This window comes from Streptomyces sp. NPDC031497 (assembly GCF_055580905.1).
Genome location: NZ_JBVIKO010000019.1, coordinates 197,969 through 215,607 on the forward strand (window position 1 = coordinate 197,969; position 17,639 = coordinate 215,607).

Annotated in this window: 12 protein-coding genes and 2 pseudogenes; 6 read left to right on the top strand and 8 right to left on the bottom strand. The window is 68.5% G+C overall.

The genetic code is table 11. The features are described 5' to 3' along the window. Positions 1–156: 156 nt before the first annotated feature. The 3 genes from ACZ5K7_RS33300 to ACZ5K7_RS33310 all read right to left on the bottom strand — a co-directional run bounded on the left by ACZ5K7_RS33300 (position 157) and on the right by ACZ5K7_RS33310 (position 2,546). Complete coding sequence (locus tag ACZ5K7_RS33300) at positions 157–873, bottom strand: AraC family transcriptional regulator (RefSeq protein ID WP_468919196.1); 717 nt, start codon at positions 871–873, stop codon at positions 157–159. A 96-nt stretch (positions 874–969) separates the two neighbouring features. Beyond that, complete coding sequence (locus ACZ5K7_RS33305; protein WP_468919199.1) at positions 970–1,938, bottom strand: ABC transporter permease; 969 nt, start codon at positions 1,936–1,938, stop codon at positions 970–972. Beyond that, positions 1,935–2,546 (bottom strand): ATP-binding cassette domain-containing protein, encoded by a 612-nt coding sequence (locus tag ACZ5K7_RS33310; RefSeq protein ID WP_468919201.1) that lies wholly within the window; start codon positions 2,544–2,546, stop codon positions 1,935–1,937. Before ACZ5K7_RS33310 ends, ACZ5K7_RS33305 begins: the two co-directional genes overlap by 4 nt. A 450-nt stretch (positions 2,547–2,996) precedes the next feature. Here ACZ5K7_RS33310 and ACZ5K7_RS33315 point away from each other — a divergent pair, with 450 nt between their 5' ends. The 4 genes from ACZ5K7_RS33315 to ACZ5K7_RS33330 all read left to right on the top strand — a co-directional run bounded on the left by ACZ5K7_RS33315 (position 2,997) and on the right by ACZ5K7_RS33330 (position 8,207). Next, positions 2,997–4,994: a polyprenyl synthetase family protein gene (locus tag ACZ5K7_RS33315; protein ID WP_468919203.1), complete on the top strand. Its 1,998-nt coding sequence runs from the start codon at positions 2,997–2,999 to the stop codon at positions 4,992–4,994. A gap of 563 nt (positions 4,995–5,557) precedes the next feature. Then, the gene (locus ACZ5K7_RS33320; protein ID WP_468919206.1) at positions 5,558–6,352 is read left to right on the top strand and encodes an SDR family oxidoreductase; all 795 of its coding nucleotides are present in this window, start codon (positions 5,558–5,560) and stop codon (positions 6,350–6,352) included. A gap of 348 nt (positions 6,353–6,700) precedes the next feature. Further along, positions 6,701–7,456 (top strand): SDR family oxidoreductase, encoded by a 756-nt coding sequence (locus ACZ5K7_RS33325; RefSeq protein ID WP_468919208.1) that lies wholly within the window; start codon positions 6,701–6,703, stop codon positions 7,454–7,456. Between the two features lie 40 nt (positions 7,457–7,496). After that, on the top strand, positions 7,497–8,207 hold the full coding sequence (locus ACZ5K7_RS33330; RefSeq protein ID WP_468919291.1) for a TetR/AcrR family transcriptional regulator: 711 nt from the start codon (positions 7,497–7,499) through the stop codon (positions 8,205–8,207). A 209-nt stretch (positions 8,208–8,416) separates the two neighbouring features. Here ACZ5K7_RS33330 and ACZ5K7_RS33335 read toward each other — a convergent pair. Next, positions 8,417–8,774 (bottom strand): annotated as a pseudogene (locus ACZ5K7_RS33335) (alpha/beta hydrolase); the annotation flags it as partial. Between ACZ5K7_RS33335 and ACZ5K7_RS33340 the strand changes: the two are divergent. Further along, a pseudogene (locus tag ACZ5K7_RS33340) lies at positions 8,769–8,974 on the top strand (PaaI family thioesterase); the annotation flags it as partial. The pseudogenes ACZ5K7_RS33335 and ACZ5K7_RS33340 overlap by 6 nt on opposite strands. Positions 8,975–9,123: 149 nt before the next feature. Here the strand turns inward: ACZ5K7_RS33340 and ACZ5K7_RS33345 are convergent. The 3 genes from ACZ5K7_RS33345 to ACZ5K7_RS33355 form a co-directional block, all read right to left on the bottom strand. Then, positions 9,124–11,379 (bottom strand): ATP-binding SpoIIE family protein phosphatase, encoded by a 2,256-nt coding sequence (locus ACZ5K7_RS33345; protein WP_468919211.1) that lies wholly within the window; start codon positions 11,377–11,379, stop codon positions 9,124–9,126. A gap of 160 nt (positions 11,380–11,539) precedes the next feature. Beyond that, positions 11,540–13,429, bottom strand: coding sequence for an AMP-binding protein (locus ACZ5K7_RS33350; protein WP_468919213.1), 1,890 nt, complete (start codon positions 13,427–13,429; stop codon positions 11,540–11,542). A gap of 180 nt (positions 13,430–13,609) precedes the next feature. Beyond that, positions 13,610–14,521 carry an alpha/beta hydrolase gene (locus tag ACZ5K7_RS33355; RefSeq protein ID WP_468919216.1) on the bottom strand — a complete coding sequence of 304 codons (912 nt, stop codon included), beginning with the start codon at positions 14,519–14,521 and terminating at the stop codon, positions 13,610–13,612. Between the two features lie 695 nt (positions 14,522–15,216). Here ACZ5K7_RS33355 and ACZ5K7_RS33360 point away from each other — a divergent pair. Continuing rightward, complete coding sequence (locus ACZ5K7_RS33360; RefSeq protein ID WP_468919218.1) at positions 15,217–16,125, top strand: enoyl-CoA hydratase/isomerase family protein; 909 nt, start codon at positions 15,217–15,219, stop codon at positions 16,123–16,125. Positions 16,126–16,605: 480 nt separating this feature from the next. Here the strand turns inward: ACZ5K7_RS33360 and ACZ5K7_RS33365 are convergent, their stop codons facing one another. Beyond that, entirely contained in the window at positions 16,606–17,619 is a 1,014-nt protein-coding gene (locus tag ACZ5K7_RS33365) for an NADP-dependent oxidoreductase (RefSeq protein ID WP_468919221.1), read from the bottom strand. Positions 17,620–17,639: the final 20 nt, after the last annotated feature.

Consider the following 17,639-nt stretch of genomic DNA (forward strand, 5'->3'; position numbering starts at 1 on the left):
GTGGGTGGAAGTTCCGGAATTCTCGATGTCAGGGGTTGCTGGCCTTGGGGTTGCGGAGTTCCGGTCTGCTGTTGTTGGTCCTTTTCCCAGGTGCTCACCATGTTTTTGGTGGTGTCCTGGATTACGTTGTCTCTGAAGGGCGAGAGGTGTCGCGGGTCAGCCTGGCATGCTGGTCGTCGGCGCTTTGCGGAGCCTTGTCACATCGCGGATGGGTGGGGCGCCGAACAGGCGTTTGTACTCGCGGTTGAACTGGGATGGGCTCTCGTAGCCCACCGCGAAGCTGGCGGTGGTGGCGTCGGCGGTGCCGTCGAGGATCAGTTTCCGTGCTTCGTTCAAGCGTAGTTGTTTCTGGAATTGCAGCGGGCTCATTGCCGTGACCTGTTTGAAGTGCTCGTAGAATGACGAGAGGCTCATGGAGGCGGATTCGGCGAGGGCTGGCATGCGCAGCGGTTTGGTGAAGTTGGCGCGGATGAAATCGACGGCGTGCTTGATCTGTGACAGTCGGCTGTCCTGGGTGGCGATCTGGCGCAGGAGGTTGGCGTGCGGTCCGCGCAGAAGCCGGTAGGAGATCTCGCGCCGTGTGGCTGCACCGAGTGCGGCCAGTTCGTGCGGGTCGTCGAGGTGATGGAGCAGGCGGATGAGCGGGTCGAGGAGTTCGGGGGCGAGCGGCGCTGCGGTCAGCCCGAGCTCGGGGACCCCGGCGGAGACGATGGGCGGCAGATCGAGCAAGAGCTCGGCCAGCACGGCGGGGTCGAGGGTGAGTCTCAAGCCCAGGAACGGATCGGTGTCGCTCGGCTCGAGTGTTCTTGTTGTTAGCGGGAAGCTGGATGGTCTCCTCGTGGTCCGTCCAGTTGTAGACCCACTGCTTGCCAACGGCCACCGACCCAGCCCAGGGGAAAAGATTCCGCGTCGATTCGCCGTTGAAAAACCTGCCCCGGGCCCTTCAACAGCTTCCGACCTCAGGGACGTCTAAGGCAGATCCTCGCCCCGACCGGCCACATTCTGCGTACGCCGACGATGGAGTACAGCGGGCTTACGGCTGGTTGGCAGGCTGACAGGGCGGCGTTCGGTGACGCTGGCTTCCCGGCCCGGAGCAGTGGTGGCTGATCGGGCGTGTTCGGAGTCGGCTGCGCTGAACTTGGTGTGTTGGCTGTGGGGGATGCGGGTGCGCGTCGGGAGGGTGTTGCGGGTGCGGCGGTGGAAGGTGGCGAGGCTGATGAGTGCGGCGGCGGTGAACCAGAGCAGCTGGATGCCGAGGTAGCTGGGTAGGGCGGTGGTGGAGAAGCCGGCGGCGGTGCTGGCCTGCATGGCCCCGTAGGAGGGCAATAGGCGTACGACGGGGCTGTCGGAGCCGGAGTTGGCGATCGGGTTCTGCAGGGCGAGGTCGATGACGCTGATCATGACGATGGTGAACATGCCCTCGACTTCCTTCCTCAGAAGTGAGCCCAGGGCGACCCCGATGGCGCCGTAGGTCATGGCGGCGCTGAACAGGGCGGTGGCGAGGTAGACGGGCTGCTCGGGGGTCCAGAGCAGGTAGGTGAGGGCGGTGGCGTAGCCGGCGACGGCACCGGAGGCGAGGGCGAGGGAGGTGATTTTGGCGAGGAGAAGGTGGGTGCGGGGGTAGCCGGCCAGTGCGAGGCGTCGGTCGAAGTTGCCGCCGGCGAAGGCGGAGGCGAACATCATGAAGCCGATGATCAGGGTGACGGCGTTCAGGGCACCGGTGATTTCGGTGAGCTGGTTGCCGGCCGGGGTCAGGATCTCCTTGGTGGCGCTGAGCTGGAATCTGGTCCGGGTGCTGGGGATCGAAAGGTAGGCGAGGGTGGTCCACAGCGGGATGAAGCCGGCGATGAGAACCATCGCGAAGCGGTTGCGTAGGTGTTCGGCCAGCGCGTACCGGGTCGCGGTGACGAACAGCCCAGCGTGGCCGTGACTTTTCATGAGACCAATGCCTCCTGTACAGGCCGCAGAAGGCCGTCTTCCAAGCGCCACAGCTCGTCCAGGCGGGCGGTGTCGTAGGCAAGGTGGGAGACGACCAGGACGGAGCGGCCTTCCTGGCGCAGCAGCGCGGCCAGGTCCCAGAAGCGTTGGTAGGTCTCCCAGTCGAAGCCCTGGTAGGGCTCGTCCAGCAGCAGCACTTGCGGGTCGTGCATCAGAGCGAGGGTGAGGTTGAGTTTCTGGCGGGTGCCGCCGCTGAGCGTTTTGGCCTGCTGCTGGTCGTACTTGCGAAAGTGCAGCCGGTCCATCACTTCTTCGGCGCGGTGCAGGTCGGGGAGTGCGTAGGCGGCCCTGAAGAACTCCAAGTGCTGACGGACGGTGAGTGCGTCGTTGAGGACGGCTGCCTGCGGACAGTAGCCGAACCTGCCCTCGTGGCGGACCGTGCCGCGGTCCGCGCGCAGTTCACCGGAGAGGATCTTCAGCAGAGTGGTCTTGCCTGCCCCGTTCTCCCCGACGATCCCGGCCAGTACCCCGCCGCGCAGCCGCAGGTCCACCCCGCGCAGGACCTCGCGCCGACGGCGGTAGGCGTGGTGCACACCGCTGACCTCCACCGGGCCCCCCTCCCAAGTTTTCGCTGTTGCCGGCCGGGGGCTCAACGCCGCGGCGGCGGCGGGGTCACGGGTTATGCGGCAGGCCGGCCCATGAACCATCCGTACCGGTGAGAACCCTGGTTGTAGGCCAGCCGCTGATCACGAGCGCCCTAGTTTTTGTCCGTGACCCACGACACCCGCTCCGCTCCCGCGCCTGCGGCGCCGCTGCCCGCACCTCGCGCCGAAGCTGCCACCGCACCGTTCGGCACACCGCACCCTGAGGCCGACATGGAGGCATGGTGTCTCAGCGGTGATCTTCACAGTGAGAGCGGCGGTGCTTACCGTTGGGCAGCCGCCCTCTTCCGGGAGGGCCACGGCTGCAGGTCGGGCACCGGCCCCGGTTATGGGCTGCTCTTCACGTGCAGCGGCCCGGAGGGATCGGTGTGCGGCAGCTGGTTGAGTCCTGATCTTGTGGAAACCATCCGCGCCTCGGTCCGCGGCGACGAGGCGATGGATCCGCGGGTTCGCAGTGCCCTGACGGACGTTCTGGCCGAGGGAGTTCCCCTGCCCGACCGCCTGCTCGAGGGTGAGGTCGCCGACTGCGCCGAACGGCTGGATCTTGTGCTGGGCGAACAGGCCGCGCTACGTGCCGAGGACGACGGCAGTTTCCTCTTCACCGTCCGGGGCGGGGTGGAACTGGAACTGCGTCTGACGCCACAGAAGTCGGCCGTCCCGCAGTTCGACGTCCATGGCCACTACCCCGGGCCTCGCCCCGACGGGAGCGATGCGACGACTTCGTACTTCATCCCCCGCCTACGTACCAGCGGTCGCGTGCGCGCCCAAGGCAGCGCCTGGGAATGCGTGGAGGGGCGCTCCTGGTTGGAAAACGACTGGGGCGGTAGGGTCCGCCGCTCCAGTCGGGCGCAGGGTATTGCCGACCGCGCCTGGCTGTGGAGTGGTATGCAGTTCGACAACGGCTGGGACATCGCCGTCATCCGAGCCCAGCACACCGATCCCGTCACCGCAGAAAGCACGTCGTTGTTCACCAGGGCGACCGCCGTCGCCCCCGACGGCTCGGTCAGCTATCACCACGACCTCACCTGGCAGGCCACCCAGCACTGGACTTCCCTGGCCAGCCTGGAGAGTTACCCCACCACCGCCGTGCTCAGCATTCCCGGCCTCGGCCTGGACGTTGTGGTCGCGGGCCCTGCTGCCGGTCATGAGACCCGCACCGTTCTGACCGGCCGCGCCTTCTGCGAGTCCCCCGCCACCGTCAGCGGCACCATGAACGGCACGCGCGTCTCTGGAAACGCTTTCATGGAAACCCTGCCCTCCGGCACGGTCGGCGACGTGGAAGGCTACATGCGCCGGATCTCCCAAATCTCCATCTCCGAGGCCGCCGCCGTCTATCCGGCGAGCCCCGACGTCGCTTCTCTGCACGCGCTCACCGGCGCCGACACCAGCCCCTCGCTGGACGATGACACCCTCGACCGCATCCACCAGTCCCTCATCGCCCCGCTGCGCCATCTCCTGGACAACCCGGGACGCTCCTGGCGCCCCTACATCACCGGCGCCGTCTTCTGCCTCCTGGGCGTCGACCCAGAGCCCTACCGACCACTGACCGCCGTGTCCGAACTCCTCCACACCGCCTCCGCCGTCATCGACGACATCGAAGACGCCTCCCTGCTGCGCCGCGGGCGGCCCGCCGTCCACCACCGCTTCGGCATCCCCACCGCCATCAATGCCGGCACACTCGCCTACCTCACCTTCGACCCCATCCTGGAGCGCATCCCTCAGCACAATGGGGCCACGATGCTGCGCGTTCACCGCCTCTGCCTCCAGGCCCTGCGCACCGGACACACCGGGCAGGCCCTGGACCTGACCGGGCCCCACAGCGCCTTCGAAGACGCTGTGGCCACCGGCAGCCACCACCAGCTCCTCTCCCAGGTCCACACCGCCCACCGGCTGAAGACCGGCGTCCCTGTCCGGTGCATGGCCGAAGCCGCCGCGGTACTGGCCGGTGCCAGCGAGGAACAGATCACGGCGCTGGGCTGGTACTTCGAAGCCGTCGGCACCGCCTACCAGATCAGCGACGACGTCGCAGACCTCGATGGTGTCACCAGCGCGGAAGACCGAAAGCAGGGTCGATCTTCCAAGACACCCGCCGAGGACCTCCTCAACGGCCGCATCACCTACCCCGTCGCACACGCCACCGGCCTCCTCGATCACGACGACCGTCACCGTCTGCGCGACAGCCTCTACCAACAAAGTCCCGACGGCGCCGCCCGCGCCGCCGAACTCCTCACCCGCAGCGGCGCCTTGCACGCTTGCCTGGACGACGGCCGGACACTCGTCGACGAGGCGTGGAAGCCCCTCAACGGCCTTCTCCCGCCCAGTCAGCACAAAGCCCTCGTCCGGGCCCTGGGCTGGTATGCAGCCCAACGCCAAACCGACCCCGCCGCCAAGTGACCGGGCACGGTGGCTGTCACAGCCGCACACCAAAACTAGGCAGCCGGTCGGCGAAGGCCGGTGTGGATGGATCCTGGGAGCGAGGCGGCTAGCTCGCGGACGTGGTGCTGCCCCCGCAGGTGGATGGGGGAGCGCACGTTCGCGTGGCTGATGCGTTCACGCCGTCTGGCCTGCGACTACGAAGCCCTGACAGTCACCAGCGAGGCAATGATCCAGTGGCCCATGAAGACGCGGATGAACCGCCGCCTGGGCCGACACGGACCCGCGGCGCCCCTGAACATCCCCGACGACTCTGGAGTACCCACGCATGCTCCGCCAGGCGCCTCGCCCTTGACCGCACGCCCGTCACCTTCATCGGCGTCGGATCGGGCGGCTACGAAGAATCCGGGTGAGTGCAGCACTGGCCCATCAGTGGTGAATTGCGAGCCGGCCACCACATGTTCCCGTGCATCGGGAACGTGCTCAGCGAGGGGAGCACGAACAGGTTCATCATTTTCATCGAAGCGGCTTACAACATGCCGGTACACGAGGCACAGTCGACCTGACAGGAACTGCTCGTCCTGATGTCGGGAGGCAGTCGCGGCATCGGACTCGCCATCGCCCTGCGCGCGGCCCGCGACGGTGCGAACGTGGTGATGCTTGCCAAGACCGCCGTACCGCACCCGAAGCTCGAAGGCACGGTCCACACCGCGGTCGAGGAGATCGAGCGCACGGGGGGCAAGGGGCTGGCCGTCGTCGGTGACGTCCGCAACGAGGACGACGTACGCACCGCCGTCAACGCCGCGGTCACTGCCTTCGGCGGCATCGACATCGTGGTCAACAGCGCCAGCGCGATCGACCTGTCGTCGACGGAGCAGCTGGAGATGAAGCGGTACGACCTGATGCAGGACATCAACACGCGTGGCACGTTCCTGCTGAGCAGGGCCGCGATCCCGCACCTGCGCGCGGCGGACAACCCGCACATCCTCACCCTCTCGCCGCCGTTGAACCTCGCGCCGCACTGGGTGGGCAGGCATCTCGGTTACACGCTCTCGAAGTACGGGATGAGTCTCTGCACCATCGGGCTCGCCGAGGAACTCGCCGCCGACGGCATCGCCGCCAACTCGCTGTGGCCGCGAACCCTGATCGACACCGCCGCCGTACGCAACGTGGTCGGCGGCGCCGGACAGGCCCGTAGTCCGCAGATCATGGCTGACGCCGCGTACGCCGTCCTCACGCGTGACGCGCGCACGTGCACCGCCAACCTGTTCATCGACGACGAGGTCCTGCTCGACGAAGGCGTCACCGACCTGTCCGTCTACAGCCCTGTCGGATTCGAGGGTGATCTCGCGCTCGACATATTCGTCGACGCTGCCTGATCCTGCTCGGTTTCGAGGCGGGGCGGGCCTCACCCCGCTCGCGCAGCGACGATCCATGCCGCCGGTGCGCAAGGCGTGCGCAACCGACCCGGGCGGCCCCGCACAAATCTCGCGGCGCTCATCGGGCTCTGGGCATACCGGCGGGGCGCTAAAACAGCGTCCCGCGGCGTGGATCTCAGGAGCTTCGGTCGCCGGAAGCGGCCCGCTCGCTCGCCACCTTCCCGGCTCAGCCGAACCACCCCAGGCCACCGATGGTAAGTGGATCGACTTGCCTTCGGGGTGTGCGGGAGCTACCTTCGAGTGGTGAGTCCATCGACTTACCTTTCGACTCGGCAAGGAACAATCACCATGAATCGTCTTGCGGGCAAGCGCGCCCTCATCACCGGCGGAACGAGCGGGATCGGCCTGGAGACCGCCCAGCGATTTGTCGCAGAGGGGGCCGACGTGCTGGTCACGGGCGTCACCCCGGCCAGCATCGACAAGGCGCGGCAGATCCTCGGGGACAAGGTGCCGGTGGTGCAGGCCGATGCACGCGATCTCGACGCGCAGCGCGGCCTGGCGAAGCAGGTGCGTGAGCACTTCGGAAAGCTGGACGTGGTGTTCCTGAACGCCGGTGTCTCGGACTGGCGGCCGTTCGAGGACCACACGGAGGACAGTTTCGACCGGCTCTTCGACATCAACGTCAAGAGCGTCTTCTTCCTCACCCAGGCCCTGGTGCCGTTGCTGGCCAACCCGTCCTCGGTCATCCTCAACGCGTCCAGCAGCGCGCACGGCGGCTACGGGCACTCGAACGCCTACGCCGCGACCAAGGCGGCTGTCTCTTCTCTGATGCGGTCGTGGAACGCGGACCTGCTCAGGTCGCACGGCATCCGGTTCAACGCGGTCAGCCCCGGCCCGGTGGACACCCCGCTGTACTCCAAGCTCGGGATCGAGGACCCCGCGCAGCAGACGGCGGTGCTGGAGGGGATCAGCGCCGGCATCCCGCTGGGCCGCATGGGTCTGCCCGAGGAGGTCGCAGAGGCCGTCGTGTACCTGGCCTCCGATGCCTCCGCCTTCGCGGTGGGCCAGGACCTTATCCTGGACGGCGGCCAGACCGTCCTCTGACAGCGGGGAGGCGGCCGGGAGACGGGCGAGGGGCGTGAGTATGTCGGTGGCGGGCCGAGCGGAGGCCGGTGGCGATACGTGCCAGGCCGGGTCTGACGCGCAGACCAAAGCCGGGTATCACGCGCAGATCAAAGCGGAGAACCGTGCGCGCATCATCCGTGCCGCCCGCGACCTCTTCCTCGCCCGGGGATACGACAAGACCTCCCTGGCTCAGATCGCCAAGGAGGCCCGCGTCTCCACCGGCACCCTCTTCAAGCGGTACCCCTCCAAGGCTGCGCTGTTCGCGGCCGTCACCGCCGAACAGTGGCAGCTGGATGTGGAGTATGCCGAACCGCCCCCGCCCGGTGATCCCCGGTACGGTCTGGACCACATCGGACGTGACTACGCCTGCCTGGTCGCGCGGCCGGGCACGGCGGCGCTGTGCCGCCTCATCATCACCGAGCTGCCCCAGATGCCGGAACTCGCCGACATCGTCGGCACCGGCTTCGCCATCGATCGCGGACCCTTCTTCGACCGGCTCCGCGACTACCTCGACGCCGAGGCACGGGCCGGCACACTCGACTTCCGTTCGGCCGACGGACAGCCACAGTCGGCGGCCGAAGTCGCCGAACAGTTCCTCGGCATGATCTGCAGCCAGTTCCTGTGGCCCCAACTCGTACGGACCGACTTCGTCCCGCCCAACCCCACCGACGCCGCGATCGTGGACGAAGCCGTCGCCCTCATGCTCAGCCGCTACGGCACCGGATCCTGACCCTCGGACCACCTGTTCACGCTGCCACAACGCCAAGACGTCATCCCTGCCATGACAGCCGCGGGTAGGGGTGACTCGACCGGCAACGAACACGGGCGAGCGCGACCGGTCCTTCCAGCAACCAACAGCGGCAGTCGGCCGAGCCGGGTCGGCACTCCGCACCGTCGAGTCCGTCGGCCGCGTGCCCCTCGGGCTCCAGCCTGCCCCCGTTACTCCGCGAGCAGTCGGCGCAGCCACTCCATCTGGGCCGTCTGGCAGGCCTGGGAGAGGGTTGCCTGGGGGACGAGACCGTCAAAGCCGTGGAAGCCGCCGGGCGCATACGTGGAGCTCGGCGACTCCGCCGGCCTGCCACAGGCGGGTGGCGTAGGTGACGACCTCGTCGCGGAACGTCTCGGCCGAGCCGACGTCGAGGAAGGCCGGAGGCAGCCCGGACAGATCCTCCGCCGCGCGGGCCGGGGCGGCGTACGGGGAGACGTCCGGGCCGCCGCGCCGCTCGCCGAGCAACGCGGTCCACCCGGTCTCGTTGGCCGTGCGGTCCCACACACCGAGGCCCGCCATCGCGTGGCGTACACCTCGCTGGACCTGACGGTGAAGTTCCTGCGGCGGATCAACGTGGACACGGGCACGGTGCGGGCGATCGGCACGGTTGTCAGCGAGGTCGTCAAACCGCCCTTGCCCAGGCGCAGTTGGTCGACGTCAAAGACCGTCTGCTCGCCCACGCCACCAGTAGCTGCATGCTCTTCCCGGTGCCTTCCTCTCCAGGGTGACCCTCAACGGCGACCGGTGAATCGGGCCCTGCCCCACACGCGCCGACGCCTCCGGCGGTGTGGATGCCGGGGGTCGCCGGGTAGCCCTGGCCATCTGCTGAGGGCTACTCGGTGCTCAGCTCGGTCGGTGCGCCTCACGCCCAAGGACGTCAGAGGCGGCGCCATGATCGGTCGTCATGAGCCTGGCATCGCCAGGTTTCCCGCCGGCACCGGCGCGAGCCATCGCCGTCGGCATCCCCGTGGGTCTCGCGGTATCTCGCGGTATCTCGCGCAGAGCCTAACGCCGGAGCGGATGAATTTTCGGCAAGTGAGGCTGGAATCTGCTGCTCCGCCCAGATGACCTTGCCTTCGCGGTGGTGTCGTGTGCCCCAGTGTTCGGTGAGCTGGGCGACGAGGAGCAGGCCGCGGCCGCCCTCGTCGAAGGCCCGGGCGCGGCGCAGGTGCGGGGCGGTGCTGCTGGCGTCGGATACTTCGCACGTCAGGGCGGATTGAAGGATCATCCGCAGTTGGATGGGGCTCTTGCCGTAGCGGATGGCGTTCGTCACCAGTTCGCTGACCACGAGTTCGGTGGTGAAGGCCAGTTCTTCCAGACCCCAGGCGGTTAGCTTTTCGGATGCGTGGACGCGGGCCTTGGAGACGACTGCCGGGTCGCTGGGAAGGTCCCATGTGGCGACGTGATCGGCGTCAAGAGCTGCGGTTTGTGCCACAAGGAGGGCGACGTCGTCCGCGGGGCGGCTGGGCAGCAGTGCGGAGAGCAGTTCGTCGCAGGTCTCCTCGAGCGACGCCGGTGCTCGGGCGAGAACGTCGCGCAGCAGTGCGAGGGCGGTCTCGACGTCACGAGAGCGGCTCTGGACGAGGCCGTCGGTGTACAGAACCAGTCGACTGCCTGGTGGCAGTTCGAACTGTGCGGTTTCGAAAGGGAGTCCGCCCAGGCCCAGGGGCGGGCCGATCGGCAGCTCCGGAAAGCCGACCGCGCGGGAGGCGGGGCCGTTGTCGCTGGCTGTCGGGGGAGTCACCACGGCTGGCGGAAGGTGTCCGTCACTGGCCAGGGAACAGGTGCGGGAGACGGGGTCGTAGACCGCGTACAGGCAGGTGGCGCTGATCTCGTCCGTGCCGTGCTGCTCCTCACGCTGCAGGCGGATGACCACGTCGTCGAGGTGGGTCAGCAGTTCGTCGGGAGTGAGGTCGATGTCCGCCAGCGTGCGGACGGCTGTCCGTAGTCGGCCCATGGTGGCCGCGGCATGCAGGCCGTGACCGATCACGTCGCCCACGACGAGTGCGACCCGGGCGCCGGAGAGCGGGATCACGTCGAACCAGTCGCCGCCCACGCCCGCTCTTGATCCGCTGGGCAGGTAGCGCGAGGCGGTTTCGACGGCGGTCTCCTCCGGCATGTGATGCGGCAGCAGGCTGCGCTGGAGGGTGAGTGCGGTGGAGCGCTCCTGGGTGTAGCGACGCGCGTTGTCGATGTTCACCGCTGCTCTGGACGCGATTTCCTGGGCCAGAAGCAGCTCGTTGTCGTCGAAGGGGTCAGCCGGCTGATGGCGGACGAACTGGGCGAGTCCCAGCGGATTTCCGCGGGCCCACAGCGGGACCAGGAGCATGGAGTGCAGGCCCAGGGCGCGCAGGGAGAGTGCGTGGTCCGGCGACATCGCCAGCCAGGTGGGGACGTCGTCGGCGGTGATGCGGAGCCGGAGGGGCTGTCCGGTGGCCAGTACGTGAGCCGGCTCCGAGCCTTCCGGGTAGGTATGCGTCTGCCCTGTGACGAGTGCCGGGTCGGGACAGCCGCCCGAGACCGCCTGGGCGATTCGGCGGAGCGTCGCAGGACCGTCCACCACGTATGTCCCCTCCTCCTGGAGGGCGGAGGGGAGAAGGTCGACGGTGACGAGGTCCGCGAGGTGGTCGGCACCGACGTCCGCCAGTTCCTGGGCGGTGCGGTTGGTGTCCAGGGTGGTCCCGATCCGTGTCCCGGCCTCGTTGATCACGATCAGTCGCCGCTGCAGCCAGCGGTCGCGCTCCCGCTGGTATGCGGCGACAGCCTGTTCCGACGTGCGGTCGACGTATTCGAAAGCCATCGTGCTCAGGGTGACCGTTGCCGAGTTCATCAGCTCCGGCGATCCGGCGACCCTGGCTATTTCCGCATAGAGCTGATCTAGCAGACTCGCGTGTACGAGCCGATGAACGCGAAGGAGCTGACTGATCGGCACCCCGAGCTCAGCGAGTCGGCAGGCGAACTCGATGGCGCCTGGTGGTGTCCTGACCTCTGTCATATCGAGACCGCGCTCAAGGAAATCCAGACTGGCCGCGACGTGCTCGGACAACCCCACTGGCGCCTGGGCGGCGACGTCCTGGTACTGCCACACATCGGGAAGCTCGTCGCGCAGGTGCTGGAGTATCACGTCGACCATTTGATCCGCTCGGGTTGCGAGGCCCCGAGCGAGATCGCTGAGGAAGAATGGGCGTCGGCACCCATAATCACAAGGTACCCCTGCCCTGGACGACGGGCCGTGCCCCGCGGCGTCCGTCGGGCGCGCTCGACCGCCGTCGGCCAGGGCGGGGGTCAGTCGTTCACGGGGTGTGACCGGCGCGGCGGAGGACAGGGCGCAGGGTTTCGATGACGCCGGGGTCGTCGACGGTGGAGGGGATGGGTTCGTCGTGGCCGTCGGCGATACCGCGCATGGTCTTGCGCAGGATCTTGCCTGAGCGGGTCTTTGGCAGGGCGGCCACGACCGTGACGTCCTTGAGGGAGGCGACGGCGCCGATGCGCTCGCGTACGAGCTGGACGAGTTCGGCCTCGACCTCGCGCGGTTCGCGGTCGCTGCCTGTCTTGAGGACGACGAAGCCGCGCGGGATCTGTCCCTTGAGTGCGTCGGCGACGCCGATGACGGCGCATTCGGCGACGTCGGGGTGGGCGGCCAGGGCCTCTTCCATGGTGCCGGTGGACAGCCGGTGTCCGGCGACGTTGATGACGTCGTCGGTGCGGCCCATTACGAAGACGTAGCCGTCTTCGTCGATGTGGCCGCTGTCGCCGGTGAGGTAGTAGCCGTCGTGGGCGGAGAGGTAGGAGGCGACGTAGCGGTCGTCGTCGTTCCAGAGGGTGGGGAGTGCGCCGGGCGGCAGGGGGAGCTTCACCACGATCGCGCCGTCGACGCCCGCCGGTACCGGCGCGCCCGAGGCGTCGAGGACGCGGACGTCCCAGCCCGGCAGCGGGCGGGTGGGGGACCCGGGCTTGAGGGGAGCGGTTTCGATGCCGACCGGGTTGGCGACGATGGGCCAGCCGGTCTCGGTCTGCCACCAGTGGTCGATCACCGGGATGCCCAGGAGGGTGCTCGCCCAGTGGTAGGTCTCGGGGTCGAGGCGCTCGCCGGCGAGGAACAGGTGGCGCAGGCCGCTCAGGTCGTGATCCGCAGTGAGCGTTCCCTTCGGGTCCTCCTTGCGGATGGCCCGGAATGCGGTGGGCGCCGTGAACATGGCCTTGACCCGGTGGTCGGCGGCGACGCGCCAGAACTGGCCCGCGTCGGGGGTGCCGACCGGCTTGCCCTCGTAAAGGACCGTGGTGGCTCCGGCCAGCAGGGGCCCGTAGACGATGTAGGAGTGCCCGACGACCCAGCCGACGTCGGAGCCGGTGAACATGGTCTCGCCGGGGCCCACATCGTAGACGGCGCCCATCGACCACTGGAGCGCGACCGCGTAGCCGCCGCAGTCACGCACGACTCCCTTGGGTTTTCCGGTCGTTCCGGACGTGTAGAGGATGTAGAGGGGATCGGTGGCGGCGACGGGAAGGCAGCCGGCCGGCGTTGCGGCCGCGACCGCGTCGGCCCAGTCGAGATCGTCGGGCCCCAACTCGGCCCGCTCCTGGGGGCGTTGCAGGAGCACGCTCTTGTCGGGCTTGTGGGCCGCGAGTTCGATCGCCTGGTCGAGAAGGGGCTTGTACGCGATGACCCGCTTGCCCTCGATGCCGCAGGAGGCGGAGACCACGACCTTGGGGGCCGCGTCGTCGATGCGCAGGGCGAGTTCGCGCGGGGCGAACCCGCCGAAGACGACCGAGTGCACTGCGCCGATCCGTGCACAGGCCAGCATCGCGACGACAGCCTCGGGGACCATCGGCATGTAGATCACCACTCGGTCGCCGTGCCCCACTCCGAGCCCCGCCAGAGCTCCGGCGAAGGCCGCGACCTCGTCTCTCAACTGCGCGTAGGTGTAGGTGCGCCGGATGTCGGTCACGGGGGAGTCGTAGACGAGCGCGGGCTGTTCACCTCGGCCGGCCTCGACGTGCCGGTCGAGTGCGTTGAAACAGACGTTGAGCCGTCCGTCGGGAAACCAGCGGTAGAAGGGCGCGCCCGAGGAGTCCAGGGCGCGGTGCGGAGCGACATCCCAGTCGATGCCTTCCGCCGCCTTCAGCCAGAAGCTCTCCGGGTCCTCGGTACTGGCGCGGAAGACATCCTCGTACGTTCCCATCGCGCACTCCTTTGTGGCATCGGGACGGTGGTGTGGTTGCGTGCGGAACGGTGTCGGACACACGTACCGCATGGCGCCCGGTGTGGTCGAGCAGGATGCCGCTGACCGGGGGGCCGGTCACCGGCATCGCGGTGGTGCGGCGGCCTGGCGGGCAGACCTGACGTCAGGCGCGGCTTTCGCTCACGCGCCGAGGTGCTTGCGGAGCCACTGGCCCATCTGCCCGATGGCCTGGTCCACCTCGGGTACGCGGCCCGCGCCCAGGACGAACGAATGCTGTCCTTCGGGCATCGCGTGGGTCTCGGTGGTGACCTTGTAGTCCGCGAGGCGGCGGCCGAGCTGCGCACCGTCGTCGGCGAGGGTCTCGTACTCGCCGTAGTAGACGAGCGTGGGCGGCAGGCCGGTCAGGTCGGCGTTCACGAGGCTGATCTCGGGGGATGTGAAGTCCACGGCGGGGTCCTGCAGCCAGGCGCCCCGGAAGAGCTCCAGCGTGCCCCGGCTGAGCATCTTGTCGTTCGTCTCGTTGGCGTCCACTGCCGGGTTCTGGAGCGTGAGGTCGGTCCAGGGGGAGACGCTGACGATCGCGCCGGGCGCGGTCTCGCCCTTGGCGAGCAGGCGCAGCGGCAGCATCACCGCCAGGGTGCCGCCGATCGAGTGGCCGGTGCTGCCGATGTTCCGCGGCTCGTAGCCCTGCGCGAGCAGCCACCGGTAGGCGGTCTCGGCGTCGTCGAGCTGCGCGGGGTAGGGGTGTTCGGGTGCCAGGCGGAAGTCCACGACCAGCGAGCGGGCGCCGGCCGCCTTCGCGATGTGTCCCGCGGCCTTGCGGTCGGAGTGCATGGAGGCGGTGACGGATCCGCCGAAGTGGAAGTGCAGCAGCGCACGGTCGGGATCGGCACCCTCGGGGATGGCCCACAGGGCGGGGACGCCGCCCGCGTCCACCTCGGCGTAGGTGACGCCTTCCGGCTCGCTCGACGCCTTGTGGTTGGAGTCGACGATGTCACGGATGACGGCCAGATCGAGGCCGGGTGTCGCCGACTTCGCGCTCACGCTCGCGAGGAACTCCGCGAACTCGTGTGCCTGTGGGCTTACTCCCATGGTGGTGCTCCTTCTCGGGCGGGTGCCGTGCCGGGTTCCTCTGCGGCAGCCGGGTCGATGTGCCGGTCATGACGCTACTGGCTGAGTATAGAAAAGTAAACTCAGATGTGGTGATATCAGCCTCCTGGATGCGAGGAGGCCCTTCAGGGCATCGGAGACGGGCCCCATCTCGACCGGGGAGACGTCCAGCGGCGCAGTCGCCCGCGCCCTGGAGGCCGGGGTGAGACGTGGTCCGCTCTGATCCAGTGCGAGGTCGTGCAGTCGGTGAGGTGCTCGGTCACAGGGCGGCTGCTGGAGGGAACGCCGATGACGAGAGCAGGATCGAAACCGGGCGGGCGCAGGGCGAGCTGCCGTGTCGCGGTGATGAGTTCGACCTGGAGCCTGGGGTACCGGCGGCGAACGCGTCCCAGGGCGGGGGGTGAAGGCGGTGCCGCAGCCCCGCCGTGGCCGCCGGTAAGCTCGTCGAGGCGCTCCGCGCCTTGTGCGAGGATCTTGAGGTGCCTGGTGCCTACCTCTCAAGCCCGCGGCGCCGACAGCGGGTCAAGGAACGTGATGGCCGTGACAGCCAGGTCCGCGGGGACGAGATGACGAGCCGTGCCTGATACCGCTGCGGCCGAGATTCTCGCCGACATCCACCGGGGCGTCGGCCGCATCCTGCTGAACCGGCCCAGGGCGCTCAACGCCTGACCGCAGACATGGTCTCCGCCATCGACCGTGCGCTCGCCTCATGGGAGCACGCACCGCTGTCCGCCGTGGTGCTCGCCAGTACCAGCACGAAGGCGTTCTGCGCCGGTGGGGACATCCGCACGATCCGCGAGCACAGCCTCGCCGGCGATGCCGAGGCCAGTGAGCGGTTCTTCGCCTCCGAGTACCGGCTCAACGCCCGGATCGCCGAGTATTCCGTGCCGGTCGTGTCGCTCATCGACGGGCTGTGCCTGGGCGGCGGTCTGGGGCTGTCGGTCCACGGTGGCTTCCGTGTCGTCACCGAACGCGCGGTGCTGGCGATGCCCGAGACCGGGATCGGGTTCTTCCCGGACATCGGGGCCGGCTACTTCCTGCCGAGGCTGCCCGGCGCGATCGGCATGTACCTGGGGCTGACCGGCCGGCGGATCGACGCGGCCGACGCCCTGTACACGGGGCTGGCCACGCATTTCGTTCCCGCGGACCTGCTGGACACGGCGGGGGACGCCCTGGCCGACAGCCCCGATGAGCCGGTGGACGTCGTCCTGAACCGTCTCGCCGGCCGTTCCCCGGTGGCGGAGAGCAGGCTGGCGGAGGTTCGCGGGGACGTGGACTGGGCTTTCGGCGCGCCGACCCTCGGCGAGATCGACAAACGCCTGCGTCACCTGGACACCCCGTGGGCGGCAGCCGCGTTGGGTGCCCTGGAGTCCGCCTCGCCGCAGAGCCTGAAGATCACTCACGCTCTGCTGGCCCGAGGCAGACAGCGCACGTTGCGTGAGTGCCTGGAGGCCGAACTCGCCCTCACGCGCACGACCATCCGCACGCCGGACTTCCTGGAGGGCGTCCGGGCCGCCCTGGTCGACAAGGACCGCACTCCCACCTGGCAACGTGCGTCGCTCGGCGGACGGACGCTGCCGTCCTGAACACGTCCGCCGTGAGCAGGACATCGCCTTGCGCGAGGGGGGAGGAGGGGCCGAGCGTCAACGAAACGGGAACGCATGGCCTCGCAGACTGCCGCGGCAGATGTTCGACCGGGCCGGGAGCCATGCGGCAGCCATACTGTCCATGACAGCCGGTTTGCCGCTGATGGGAGCGGTCTCACCGCGTCCGTACAGAGCCGGATCTCATCGTCCCGGTAGATCGTTCCTCGCCACTACTCGGTCCAGAACGCGTGCAACCGCGACAACGGTGGCACGCTGTCGCCGTGGTCTTTGGGGCGGCAGGGCACACTTCGCGCGGGCATCTAAAAGCCGCGCGCCGCGCTGTGCCGCTGGCATACGGCGTGCCGAATGACCCGAACCCCTGAAACTGCAGCTCTCCGCGACATAGTTGCGATGTGGACCGCCAACGGGGTCGTCCTCTGATGACCGTGAGGGAACGGAGGGGCTGTTGCCGGCCGCGTCTCAGTCGTTGCCGGGACCCATGGAGACCACGACCTTGCCGGCCTTGGTGCGGCCCTGCTCGACATATGCCATCGCCTCGAGCGTCTGGTCGAAGGGGAAGGTGCTGTCGATGACCGGGCGGAGCTTTCCGCTGTCGTAGAGGGCGCCGAGTTTGCGCAGCTGGGAGCCGTTGGCCTCCATGAAGAAGAACTCGTAGCGCACGCCCAGCGCCTTGGCCCGCTTGCGGATTTTGCGGCTGAGGGTGTTCATGACCAGGCCCAGGAAGGAGGGGGCGCCGAGCTGCTTGGCGAAGGCGGCGTCGGGTGGGCCGACGACACTGATGGCCAGGCCGCCGGGCTTCAGCACGGTCAGCGACTTCTCGAGGTTCGCCCTGCCCACGGAGTCCAGCACCAGGTCGTAGCCGGACAGCACCTTCGAGAAGTCCTCCTTGGTGTAGTCGACGACGAGGTCGGCGCCGAGGCTCCTGACCAGCTCCTCGCTCCTGGTGTTCGCGGTCGTCGCCACCGTGGCGCCCAGATGCTTGGCGAGCTGGATGACCGTTGACCCGAGGCCGCCGGCACCGGCGTGGATGAGTACCTTCTGCCCCGGCTTCACGTGCGCGCGCTCGACGAGGATCTGCCAGGCGGTCAGGGCCACCAGCGGCACCGCGGCTGCCTCCTCCAGGGAGAGCGAGGCCGGCTTGGGCGCGACATCGTCCACGTCGATCGCGATGAACTCCGCGAAGCCCCCCACCCGCAGGTCGCGCGGACGGGCGTAGACCTCGTCGCCGACCTCGAAGCCGCGTACGGCGGAACCGACCCGCGTCACCACGCCCGCCACGTCGTGGCCGAGCACGAACGGAAGCTTGTACTTCAGCAGCTGCTTGAACTCCCCGTTGCGGACCATCTTGTCCAGCGGGTTGATGCCAGCGGCGCTCACCCTGACCAGGACGTCACGGTCCCCGACGGCGGGCTCGGGTACCTCTGCGGCGCGGACGCCGTCCTTGCCGTACTTCTCGACGACGAACGCCTTCATGCCGGCGGCCTTCCTGTGTG

Bases quoted from the DNA above. Each gene is read 5' to 3' on its own strand.
- ACZ5K7_RS33305 (WP_468919199.1), bottom strand. From the start codon at position 1,938: ATGAAAAGTCACGGCCACGCTGGGCTGTTCGTCACCGCGACCCGGTAC.
- ACZ5K7_RS33320 (WP_468919206.1), top strand. From the start codon at position 5,558: ATGTCGGGAGGCAGTCGCGGCATCGGACTCGCCATCGCCCTGCGCGCG.
- ACZ5K7_RS33325 (WP_468919208.1), top strand. From the start codon at position 6,701: ATGAATCGTCTTGCGGGCAAGCGCGCCCTCATCACCGGCGGAACGAGC.
- ACZ5K7_RS33330 (WP_468919291.1), top strand. From the start codon at position 7,497: ATGTCGGTGGCGGGCCGAGCGGAGGCCGGTGGCGATACGTGCCAGGCC.
- ACZ5K7_RS33345 (WP_468919211.1), bottom strand. From the start codon at position 11,379: ATGGTCGACGTGATACTCCAGCACCTGCGCGACGAGCTTCCCGATGTG.
- ACZ5K7_RS33350 (WP_468919213.1), bottom strand. From the start codon at position 13,429: ATGGGAACGTACGAGGATGTCTTCCGCGCCAGTACCGAGGACCCGGAG.
- ACZ5K7_RS33355 (WP_468919216.1), bottom strand. From the start codon at position 14,521: ATGGGAGTAAGCCCACAGGCACACGAGTTCGCGGAGTTCCTCGCGAGC.
- ACZ5K7_RS33360 (WP_468919218.1), top strand. From the start codon at position 15,217: ATGGTCTCCGCCATCGACCGTGCGCTCGCCTCATGGGAGCACGCACCG.
- ACZ5K7_RS33365 (WP_468919221.1), bottom strand. From the start codon at position 17,619: ATGAAGGCGTTCGTCGTCGAGAAGTACGGCAAGGACGGCGTCCGCGCC.